General features: G+C 42.6%; 11 protein-coding genes. All 11 read left to right on the top strand.

What is annotated here, in order from left to right; translation table 11 throughout:
* The first annotated feature begins 58 nt into the window (after positions 1–58).
* Entirely contained in the window at positions 59–1,060 is a 1,002-nt protein-coding gene (locus tag KCX82_RS16185) for an ABC transporter substrate-binding protein (protein ID WP_227019532.1), read from the top strand.
* A 46-nt stretch (positions 1,061–1,106) separates the two neighbouring features.
* Positions 1,107–2,000, top strand: a complete 894-nt coding sequence (locus KCX82_RS16190) for an ABC transporter permease (protein ID WP_227019533.1) — start codon at positions 1,107–1,109, stop codon at positions 1,998–2,000.
* 1 nt (position 2,001) lies between these two features.
* A complete protein-coding gene (locus KCX82_RS16195; protein WP_227019534.1) occupies positions 2,002–2,796 on the top strand; it encodes an ABC transporter ATP-binding protein in 795 nt (264 codons plus the stop codon).
* 226 nt (positions 2,797–3,022) lie between these two features.
* Positions 3,023–3,262, top strand: coding sequence for a small acid-soluble spore protein Tlp (tlp, locus tag KCX82_RS16200; protein ID WP_227019535.1), 240 nt, complete (start codon positions 3,023–3,025; stop codon positions 3,260–3,262).
* 337 nt (positions 3,263–3,599) lie between these two features.
* Positions 3,600–4,109: a QueT transporter family protein gene (locus tag KCX82_RS16205; RefSeq protein WP_227019536.1), complete on the top strand. Its 510-nt coding sequence runs from the start codon at positions 3,600–3,602 to the stop codon at positions 4,107–4,109.
* Entirely contained in the window at positions 4,091–4,582 is a 492-nt protein-coding gene (queF, locus tag KCX82_RS16210) for a preQ(1) synthase (protein ID WP_227019537.1), read from the top strand. The genes KCX82_RS16205 and queF overlap by 19 nt, the downstream gene beginning before the upstream one ends.
* Before the next feature lie 229 nt (positions 4,583–4,811).
* The gene (locus KCX82_RS16215) at positions 4,812–6,170 is read left to right on the top strand and encodes an MFS transporter (protein WP_227019538.1); all 1,359 of its coding nucleotides are present in this window, start codon (positions 4,812–4,814) and stop codon (positions 6,168–6,170) included.
* Between the two features lie 249 nt (positions 6,171–6,419).
* Entirely contained in the window at positions 6,420–7,850 is a 1,431-nt protein-coding gene (locus tag KCX82_RS16220) for a sigma-54 interaction domain-containing protein (RefSeq protein WP_227019539.1), read from the top strand.
* 259 nt (positions 7,851–8,109) lie between these two features.
* Positions 8,110–8,871 carry a 3-hydroxybutyrate dehydrogenase gene (locus KCX82_RS16225; RefSeq protein WP_227019540.1) on the top strand — a complete coding sequence of 254 codons (762 nt, stop codon included), beginning with the start codon at positions 8,110–8,112 and terminating at the stop codon, positions 8,869–8,871.
* Between the two features lie 74 nt (positions 8,872–8,945).
* Positions 8,946–10,334 carry a GntP family permease gene (locus KCX82_RS16230; RefSeq protein WP_227019541.1) on the top strand — a complete coding sequence of 463 codons (1,389 nt, stop codon included), beginning with the start codon at positions 8,946–8,948 and terminating at the stop codon, positions 10,332–10,334.
* A 56-nt stretch (positions 10,335–10,390) separates the two neighbouring features.
* A partial coding sequence (locus KCX82_RS16235) for a CoA transferase subunit A (protein WP_227019542.1) occupies positions 10,391–10,917 on the top strand: 527 nt, incomplete at its 3' end.

Here is a 10,917-nt window from a genome sequence, read left to right on the forward strand (position 1 = left end):
CAATTTTACCGGCGAAGGTTTAATTGGATATAAAAATAGTAATATGGAGGTTAAAAACATGAAAAAGTATGGAAAATTGATGATGATGCTGATTTTATCAATCGCAATCATTGCAGCCGGCACAGGCTGCGCCGGCGAAAAGCCTGCGGCAAATTCAGGAGATGAAGTAGTGTTGAATATTGGAATCATTCAGTATATGGATCACGTTGCACTGGATTCTGCAAGAGAAGGCTTTGTGGCGGCTCTGAATGACAATGGTTATGTGGACGGTGAGAATATCACCATTGACTTACAGAATGCACAGGGTGACCAGAGCAATCTGTCAACCATCAGCGACCGCTTTGTCAGCAACAACGCAGATTTGGTTCTGGCTATAGCCACTCCGGCAACTCAGGCAATCGCAGGGAAGACTACAGAGATTCCTATCCTTGGAACTGCTGTAACAGATTATGTAACAGCCAGATTGGTAGACTCCAACGAAGCGCCCGGAGGGAATGTTACCGGTACTTCTGATATGAATCCGATCAAGGAGCAAATTGATTTACTGGTTCAATTAGTACCGGATGCCAAAACGGTAGGTGTTCTTTATACTTCAAGTGAGGATAACTCGATCCTGCAGGCAGGCATTGCAAAAGAGGCTATTGAAAAATTAGGTTTAAAATATGTTGAAGTAACCGTTACCAACTCCAATGATGTTCAACAGGCTGCACAATCCATCGTAAGTCAGTGCGATGCCATCTATATTCCGACAGATAATGTATTTGCATCCGCAATGCCTGTGGTACACGGTGTGACTTCCCAGTCAAAGACACCTGTCATCTGCGGTGAATCCGGAATGGTAAACACCGGTGGATTGGCAACCTTAGGCATTAATTACTACGATCTGGGATATCAAACCGGCTTAATGGCTGTAAAAATCCTGAAGGGTGAAGCAGAACCTGCAACCATGCCTGTAGAAACCGCTACCGGATTTGATTTTGCTATTAATGGTACCGTAGCGGAAGAAATTGGTCTTCAAATTCCGGCCGATCTTCAGCAATATGTGATCAAAGCTGAATAATGAGACCGCTTCGACTCATTGGATTTCATAGAAACGAGGAAAAATCATGTTGCAGATTATACTAGGCGCTGTTTCATTAGGCTTGTTATGGGCAGTTATGACCATCGGCGTTTTTATCACTTATAGAATTCTGGATATTGCTGATTTGACGGTTGAGGGCAGTATTGCCATGGGGGCCGCTATTGCAGCATATGCCATTTATAATGGCATGAATCCCTATGAGGCCACCTTGATCGCTTTATTAGGCGGTATGGCAGCAGGACTGATTACGGGACTTTTACATACAAAGCTGAAAATCCCGGCTCTGTTGTCAGGGATTCTGACGATGATCGCTTTATACTCCGTTAATCTGCGTATCATGGGAAAAGCGAATCTATCCCTGCTTCGTATGAATACTGTTTATACAAATTTTGAAAACATAGGTCTGAATCATACAAATGCGGTAATCGCTCTGGGACTGCTCTGTATTGCAGGAGTGGTGGGGATTTTATACTGGTTCTTCGGAACGGAAATCGGATGTGCAATCCGCGCTACAGGAAATAATTCTCAAATGGCTCGTGCCCAAGGGATTAATACGAATAATATGATTATACTTGGCCTGGTAATCAGTAACGGTCTGGTAGCTGTTTCCGGTGCATTGATTGCACAAAGCCAAAGCTTCGCCGATGTACAAATGGGTATGGGCTCCATCGTTATCGGCCTGGCCTCGGTAATTATTGGTGAAGTCTTATTTGGCAAAAGGAATTTCTTCAACCGGTTGCTTTCCCTGGTGATGGGCGCTATTACCTATCGTACCATCATTGCATTGGTGCTGAAATTAGGAATGCCTGCCAATGACCTGAAAATGTTTACAGCCATTACGGTGGCGCTTGCTTTGTCGCTGCCGGCAATGAAGACTTATCTGACCCCGCTGAAAAAATCCATAAAGGAGGGAATGTAAGGTGTTGACAATCAACGGAATCTACAAAAAATTCAATATCGGTACCATCAATGAAAAAGATGCTTTGCGGAATGTCAGCCTTACACTGGAAGAAGGCGATTTTGTAACCCTGATCGGAGGAAATGGGGCCGGAAAATCGACTTTACTCAACTGTGTGGCAGGAGTCCACAGTGTGAATATGGGTTCCATTATCATCGACGGTGTTGATGTGACAAAGCTCTCGGAGCACAAACGTGCAGACTTTATCGGCCGTGTTTTCCAGGATCCCATGATGGGTACGGCAGCGAATATGGGTATTGAGGAAAATCTTGCTCTTGCCTTTCGCCGCGGGCAGTCCAGAAGCCTGAAATGGGGCATCTCAAATAAAGAGAGGGAAAAATACAAAGAATCCTTAAGTCATTTGGACCTGGGACTGGAAAATCGTTTAAGCGCGAAAGTAGGACTCCTGTCCGGAGGACAGCGGCAGGCGCTGACACTTTTAATGGCTACGTTAAAGAAGCCGAAAATACTGCTTTTAGATGAACATACGGCGGCCTTGGATCCGAAGACTGCCGAAAAAGTATTGCAGCTCAGCGACCAATACATCAGTGAAGGAAATCTGACCACTTTAATGGTGACGCATAACATGCGCCATGCCATCCAGTATGGGAATCGTCTGATCATGATGCATGAAGGACGAATCATCCTGGATATCAAGGGGGAGGAAAAACGGCAGCTTACTGTTGAAGACCTTTTAAAACGTTTTGGCCAGGTCAGTGGAGAAGAATTTGCAAACGATCGGGCATTATTATCATAAAGATAGGAGCCGTTTCAATTTATCTTTGATCGAATAATTTGAATCATTCAATTGATTTTTTAAAATTGAATCAGCTTTAAAAAGCAGATGGCAGAATTGGGAACAAATAGATTCTTAGCCATCTGTTTTCTTCATAATTTTTCTTCGAGTATTTTTAGTTTTGAATCAAAAAATAAGTGAAGTCAATTAAATTTTTTTCAGGAGTGAAAAGAAAGGAGAACCGATTATGACAAGAAATAGGATGCCAAAACCGGATGATCGAAGAGACAATGTTGACAAGATAGAATACAACATTGGAAAAACCATACAAAATATGGAACTGGCTGAAGAAATGATTGCAAAAACAGACGATGAAAATATGAAGCAGGAATTGAAAGAAAAAAATAACAGAAGAGAAGCAGCGCTGAAGGGCATGAGAAAAGAAATCAGAGATGAAGCCATTGATAAAAAAAATGGCTATCGTTAAAGTCACAAGGCGCGTAAGAATCGAATTCTGAAGCCACAGCTCATTTAAAAAGTTTTATAAACCAAAACAGATAAGACTATCCCATAGAGTAGACTTATCTGTTTTTTCTGCAATGGAAAGAGAATCCATTCTCTTTCTTCTTGAATATTATTTTAATTCATGATAAAATCATAAAAAAATAAAAGACAGTTCGAAACCATCCTGTCTATAAACAAAACTAGGGATTTGCTATTATCAATGAAATGGTACCGTAGTACCATTTTTTGTTTTATCAGCATTTTTTATCATGCCGGGATTGTTCGCTCCTTTTATTTTTTTATGAAAGGAGTGTTTTTTTATGTCAGAAAACAAATTTTTAAACGTTAGAAAAATAACCATTTCCGGGATTGTTATAGCAGTCTACGTGACGGTTATGTTTCTTACTCAAAGCTTTGCATTTGGTCAGTTCCAGGTGAGAATCGCAACGAGCCTTTATGCATTGGCATCAATGTATCCCTTTTTAATTGTTCCTTTGGGACTCGCAAATTTCTTAAGCAACACACTGATGGGCGGACTTGGCATGCTTGATATGGTGGGAGGCTTTCTTGTGGGCATATTGACTTCCTTTACCTGCTTTTACCTGAGAAGGTTTCATGTTTATCTGGTTGGAATTCCGATTTTATTGATACCTTCGCTGTTGGTTCCTCTGTGGCTTTCCTACATTTTAAAGGTTCCTTATGAAGTTTTGTTTATAAGTGTTGGGATTGGGCAGGTATTTCCGAGTATTGTCGGTGTATTCCTGGTGAAATATCTGGAAGAGCCGTTATCTAAAACAGAAGGAGGACTCTTATGGGAAAGAAAAAAGTAATAAACGGAATATCCTTGCTTGGGAATCAAAATGTCCAATATACTTTTGATTACGATCCGAAGGTTCTTGAAACCTTTGAAAATAAGCACCCGGAAAATGACTATTTTGTGAAATTCAATTGCCCCGAATTTACTAGTCTGTGCCCCATCACCGGTCAGCCGGATTTTGCCGCAATCTATATCTCATATGTGCCGGACCGCCTGATGGTGGAGAGCAAATCATTAAAGCTCTATCTGTTCAGTTTTCGGAACCACGGCGACTTTCATGAGGATTGCATGAATATCATTATGAAAGATCTGATCCGCCTCCTAGACCCCAAATATATAGAAGTGTGGGGAAAGTTTACACCGCGCGGCGGAATCTCCATCGATCCCTACTGTAATTACGGAAAACCCGGGACCGAATGGCAGGAAGCAGCAAAAAACAGGCTGTTCCGGCACGACATGTATCCGGAAAAGGTGGATAACAGGTAGCTAACAAAGCTTGTAATTCAGCGATCTGCGCATTGCCTGACCGGCAGGTGCAAATCAAGTTTTACAAGCTTTATTTTCGTATATTAATATTAAAAAAATATTTTTTACATATGTATTGTCAGGTGTATATACATATGGTATACTCCTATTTAAGTTTCAATAAGTAAGAATAACAGTGGAAACAAAAACGTTATTCTGTTGTTAAATACTGAAAGAAAAGGAGTATAATATGCTGAATATCACGAATCGAATTGATAGACTGCCCACTACACCGATGCTGAGAAAGATTCTGTTTTTGACGGGTATCGGATGGATGTTTGACGCCATGGACCAGGGAATGGTGTCAGGCGTTATGGCTGCAATAGGAAAGGACTGGGCGCTGACTACCGGACAATTGGGTCTCCTTGGCAGTGCGGGTATGCTGGGCATGGCTGTTGGTGCTGCTTTATCAGGCATGGCTGCCGACAGATGGGGAAGAAGAACGGTAATTACATCTACGCTAATTATTTTTGGTATCGCCAGCGGACTATCAGGTTTTGCTGTCAATTACCAAATGCTTCTGATCTTAAGATTTCTGACGGGATTTGGGCTGGGAGGTGAATTACCTGCGGCTTCCACGTTAATCAGCGAATATTCACCGACTAAAATCCGGGGACGAAATGTAATCATTTTGGAAAGCTTCTGGGCATGGGGATGGATCGTTGCAGCATTGGTTGCTTACATGCTCATACCTGTTTATGGCTGGAGAGTCGCTTTTTGGATCGGCGCCGTACCGGCTTTATTTGCCGCTTATCTAAGAAAAGCCATTCCGGAGTCCCCACGTTATCTGGAATCAGTAGGGAAAATAGAGGAAGCCGACATTCTCGTAGGAAAAATGGAGCAGCAGGCTGGTATTTCTGTGGAATTAAAAAGTCATGATACGGAAATGCGGAGTCGGGAAAATAAGGTACGTGTAACCTTTCTCGATCTTTGGTCCGGAAAATATATCAGGAGTACAATCGTATTGTGGGTCATTTGGTTTGGTATCAATTTCGGTTATTACGGGTTTGTATTGTGGACTCCGACCTTGTTGATGAGCAATGGGTTTGCTTTAGTGAAAAGCTTCGAGTTTACATTGATTATGTGTCTCGCGCAATTGCCGGGATATTTCAGTGCGGCTTATCTGGTGGAACGCGTCGGACGCAAGAAGGTACTGTCGGTTTATTTTGCAGGTACAGCGGTTGCAGCCTGGCTGTTCGGTCATGCGGGAAGTACAAGTGAAGTTCTGATGTTTGGCTGTCTGCTTTATTTCTTCAGCCTGGGAGCCTGGGGATGTGTCTACGCCTATACCCCTGAAATCTATCCCACTGCGGCCAGAGCCAGCGGTACGGGATGGGCAGCTGCATTCGGACGCCTGGGGGCTTTCACTGCACCGTTGATTGTCCCCGTAATATTCAGCACCTACGGCGAGCAGCTTGGATATCGCTATGTATTTGTAATGTTAACCGCCGTCTTTGCAATTGTCGCTTTTGTCGTTGCAATCCTCGGAAAAGAGACTATGGGAAAATCGCTCGAAGAGATCAGCGGCGATGCAGAAACGTCAATATAGTCTTAAGGGATCCTTCCTGACTGAACATGATAAAATAATTTATCTCCATGGAAAAAGACAGTATTGTTCCGTAAAAAAGAATGGTACTGTCTTTTTTAATGCTTTATAATTTTTTGCTGTCTTTTTTGATCCATTACGAATCTTTTACGCTCTTTTTTTGATACGTTCTATGGTATACTAATAGCAGGTAGATCTACTAACTGATTAAAAATAAGATCCCTTCTGTTAAGGGTATGGGAGATCATGGAGATGAGCGGACAAAGTCAACGAAAAGGAATTGATAAAGCATTTTTGCTGGATACGATTTTAAATACTACAAATGAGCTGATCGTAATCGTGGATCAGGAAGGGTATATCGAAGAGATAAGCCAACCCTATGCCGAGTTTATCGGCGTAAAAAAGGATAAGGTGATAGGAGTCCATGTAACGGAAGTCATAGAAAATACCAAAATGGATATCGTGGCTAAAACCGGTATCCCGGAAATTGAAACGATTCAGAAAATCAACGGACAAAAAATGATTGCAACGCGTCTTCCCATCATGAAAGACGGGAAAGTGGTCGGGGCATTCGGAAGAGTATTGTTTAAAAATGTTATGGACTTAAATAATCTTTATGAAAAGATCAATAAAATGGAAACTGAATTGGATTTATATAAAATGCAATTCGGGAAAATAAATACAGCCAAGTACACAGTAGATGATATCGTTGGAGACAGCCAATTAATGACCAGTCTGAAGGATACCATTAATACCATTGCCAGAACCAATTCAAGTGTGCTGATACTGGGGGAAAGCGGAACCGGTAAAGAGCTTTTTGCCCATGCGATTCATCATGCGAGCAATCGTGCAAGGCAGCCTTTTATTTGTTTAAACTGCGGTACGATTCCAGCCGATTTAATAGAATCCGAACTTTTCGGCTATGAAGAGGGTTCCTTCACCGGAGCAAGAAAAGGCGGAAAAGTCGGCATGTTTCAAGCTGCCCACAAAGGAACCATCTTCCTGGATGAAATTGGTGATCTTCCAATGCCCATGCAGGTTAAGCTATTACGTGTACTTCAAGATAGAGAGATTCAGAAAATCGGATCCAATCATCGGGAGGCTGTGGATGTCAGAGTGATCGCAGCTACCAATAAAGATCCGTATCAGATGGTACAGGAGAATCAGTTCCGGTCTGATTTATATTATCGGTTGAATGTTATCAGCCTGCGCATTCCGGCCCTTAGAGAGCGAAAAGAGGATATTCCTATTTTGGCAAAGGCTTTTATTAAAAAATTAGCACAGAAAGAGAACATTACGGTAGATAAAATTACTGACAGCGCTTTAGAATATTTGAAACATTATGATTGGCCGGGCAATGTCAGAGAGTTGGAAAATATTATGGAGAGGGCGATCAATTTCCTGGGAAATGACAAAGTCATCCGGGCGGAACATCTGCCGAAAAGGATAACCGGAATATCTCCGGAAACAGAATCCAAAAGCCTGCGGGAGATTCTGGAGGAAACGGAGCGCCTTGCTATCGTAGATGCTCTGCTTAGCCATGGAGGGCAAAAAACTATAGCTGCCAGGTCGCTGGAAATCAGCAGGACAAGCCTCTATGAAAAAATGCAAAAATACCATATTGACGCTTCTGAAAAAGAGCAAATGGCAGGGAAATCTTCTGAAAACCAGACAGTATTATAAGAAGATACGGAAAAATGTACGGAATTCCGTACACGAAAACTTAATAAATATGTCGTATGTACGGAATTCTTTACGAATTCCGTTTTTTTATTCAAAAAATGCCGTGATCAAAAGCCTTTTATAAAATTGCAAAAAAACAATCCTTGTAAAACCAAGGCTTATAAAGGTCTTAAAAAAGTGGAATGATATTTGCTATATAGAAAATCACCATGGTAATGTTTGATATGTGCACATGATATCAGAAAGAGAGGAATGCATTATGCAGAAGGATAAGGTTAGCATTATTACGGGAGCAGCCAGCGGCATCGGTCTGGCTGTAGCCAATGCCTTTGCAGAAGAAGGAATCAAAGTTGTAATGGCTGACGTCAACGAAGAAAAATTAAAGTCGGCAGCAGATCATTTAAACTGTGATTATTTCGCAGCTGATCTAAGTAAACGAGAGGCCTGTAAATCACTGGTAGATTATACGATAGAGAAATATGGAAAGACAGATATACTGGTAAATGTCGCAGGTATTCAAAATGTGGCATCCATTGAAGATTTCCCTGAGGATCGATGGGACTTCATGATTTCTCTAATGCTTACCGCACCATTTCTATTAACGAAATATGTTTGGAGTTCAATGAAGGAACAGCGCTGGGGAAGAATTATCAATCTGAACTCCATTCACGGTCTCGTTGCTTCTGAATATAAAGCAGCGTATGTTTCAGCAAAGCACGGGCTTATGGGATTAACCAAGACCGCGGCTTTGGAAGGCGGAGAATTTGGAATTACGGTAAATTCTATTTGCCCTGCCTACGTAAGGACTCCTCTTGTGGATGACCAAATTGAGGCACAGGCCTTGAATCACGGCATCTCAAAGGAGGAAGTGATATCGAAAATTATGCTTCAGAAATCGGCAGTTAAGACATTGCTGGAACCCTCTACCATCGCAGAGGTAGTAAAATTTCTCTGTTCTGAAGCGGGCAACAACATCACCGGCTCAGCCTTAACCATAGACGGAGGATGGACCGCAGCGTAATAGGACCTGCGGTGTTAGGATGAGATTTCAGGAAATACTGGAATCTTCATAAAAAAAGAGGAGGAAAATAGGATATGTTAGGTGTATTTGGTATTATTCTTTCATTAGGACTATTGATGTATTTAGCCTATAGAGGCTGGTCCGTTATTATCTTGGCACCTATATTAGCTTTGCTGGCAGCAGCCTTTGCTATTTTTGACGGCGGCAGTGTTCATCTTCTTGCTACTTATACCGAAGGCTTCATGGTGAACCTGGCCAATTATGTGAAAAATTATTTCCCCGTATTCCTATTGGGAGCATTGTTCGGCAAGGTAATGGATGATTCCGGTGCCGCAAAGGCTATTGCCGTGTTTGTTTCAAGTAAAATAGGAAAAGGAAAAGAAATCTGGGCGGTTGTTCTTTCCTGTGCAATTATCACATATGGCGGCGTATCTTTGTTTGTAGCCGCATTTGCAATCTATCCCATCGGTGCAGCATTGTTTAAAGAAGCTGATATTCCGAAGAGATTGCTGCCGCCTGCTATAGCGCTTGGAGCTTTTACATTTACGATGACCGCTATACCGGGTACCCCTCAAATTCAAAATGCCATTCCGATGAAATATTTTGGAACAGATGCTTTTGCCGCTCCAATCTTAGGTATTGTAGCTGCTATTATTATGCTTTTCGGCGGTATGTTCTGGCTGTCAACCAGACTGGCCAAAGCAAGAAACGCAGGTGAAGGCTATGGTAATCACGGTGATTCTCATCTTCATGGTACGGATACTTCCAATTTACCGTCCTTTACTACGGCGATTCTGCCTATTTTAGTAGTACTGATCGGTAACTTTATTTTATCCAAAAGAGTATTTCCGAACATCGATGCCAAATATCTGGAAACGGATTATAACACAACTCTCGCAGCGGTTCTTGGCAATTGGAGCTTAATCGTATCGTTGATTCTGGGTGTACTTTTAGCTATTATTTTGAATTATAAACGATTTGATAATGTACTCCAGTGTTTGAGAGAAGGTGTGCAGGGTTCCTTCCTGGCCATCATGAATACAGCATCGGAAGTAGGATATGGAAATGTAATCAAGACTTTGGCCGCATTTGGTATTGTTGCAGCAGGGATGACCAGCATTTCCAGCAACCCTCTGGTAGGCGAAGCCATTTCTTCATCTGTGCTGGCAGGAATTACCGGATCTGCTTCCGGCGGACTGAGCATCGCGTTGGAAACCTTCGGCGAAACCTTCCTGGCACGTGCAAGTGAATTCGGCATCGATCCTCAGGTACTTCATCGTGTTGCATCCGTAGCCTGCGGAGGACTCGATACCTTGCCTCATAACGGGGCCGTTATTACGCTTTTGGGTATCACAGGTATGACTCATAAACAATGCTATTTGAATATCGGCATGTGTACCGTTGTCATTCCCTTAATTGCATGTATTGCCATTATCATCTTAGGATCCTTCGGAGTGGTATAAACTGAAATACAGTACAGATACAAACACAGCAGCGACAGCAATGAAAGGAGAAGAATATGAAAAATAAAATAAAGACTGCCCAGGAAGCAATTGCTCCCATCCAGGACGGTGCAACCATTATGGTAGGCGGCTTTATGGCTACGGGAACACCTGAAATCCTCATCGATGCACTGGTGGAAAAAGGGGTAAAGAACCTCACCATCATCTGCAACGATGCCGGCGTACCGGGAAGAGGAATCGGAAAGCTCCTGACAAACGGCCAGATCAAAACTCTCATCGCTTCCCATGTAGGCCTGAATCCGGAAGTAGCACAAAGAATGAATACAGATGTGCCCGAAGACAAACTGGAATGCGTCCTGGTCCCCCAGGGAACGCTGGCAGAGAGAATCCGGGCAGGCGGAGCAGGTTTGGGAGGCTTTCTGACACCCACAGGAGTGGGAACCATCGTGGCAGAGGGAAAACAGGTCATCAACGTGGAGGGAAAAGACTATCTTCTGGAAAAACCTTTGAAGGCAGACTTTGCACTCATCAGAGGTTCCGTCACCGACGAATTCGGCAATACCCTGTACAACGAGGCAACGAG

The sequence above is a fragment of the Sinanaerobacter chloroacetimidivorans genome, assembly GCF_018128545.1.
Lineage (GTDB): Bacteria > Bacillota > Clostridia > Peptostreptococcales > Anaerovoracaceae > Sinanaerobacter > Sinanaerobacter chloroacetimidivorans.

What these genes read in the sequence shown, in the direction of transcription:
- KCX82_RS16220 (WP_227019539.1), top strand. Translation starts at nt 6,420, where the DNA reads ATGAGCGGACAAAGTCAACGAAAAGGAATTGATAAAGCATTTTTGCTG.
- KCX82_RS16190 (WP_227019533.1), top strand. Translation starts at nt 1,107, where the DNA reads ATGTTGCAGATTATACTAGGCGCTGTTTCATTAGGCTTGTTATGGGCA.
- KCX82_RS16215 (WP_227019538.1), top strand. Translation starts at nt 4,812, where the DNA reads ATGCTGAATATCACGAATCGAATTGATAGACTGCCCACTACACCGATG.
- queF (WP_227019537.1), top strand. Translation starts at nt 4,091, where the DNA reads ATGGGAAAGAAAAAAGTAATAAACGGAATATCCTTGCTTGGGAATCAA.
- tlp (WP_227019535.1), top strand. Translation starts at nt 3,023, where the DNA reads ATGACAAGAAATAGGATGCCAAAACCGGATGATCGAAGAGACAATGTT.
- KCX82_RS16185 (WP_227019532.1), top strand. Translation starts at nt 59, where the DNA reads ATGAAAAAGTATGGAAAATTGATGATGATGCTGATTTTATCAATCGCA.
- KCX82_RS16225 (WP_227019540.1), top strand. Translation starts at nt 8,110, where the DNA reads ATGCAGAAGGATAAGGTTAGCATTATTACGGGAGCAGCCAGCGGCATC.
- KCX82_RS16205 (WP_227019536.1), top strand. Translation starts at nt 3,600, where the DNA reads ATGTCAGAAAACAAATTTTTAAACGTTAGAAAAATAACCATTTCCGGG.
- KCX82_RS16230 (WP_227019541.1), top strand. Translation starts at nt 8,946, where the DNA reads ATGTTAGGTGTATTTGGTATTATTCTTTCATTAGGACTATTGATGTAT.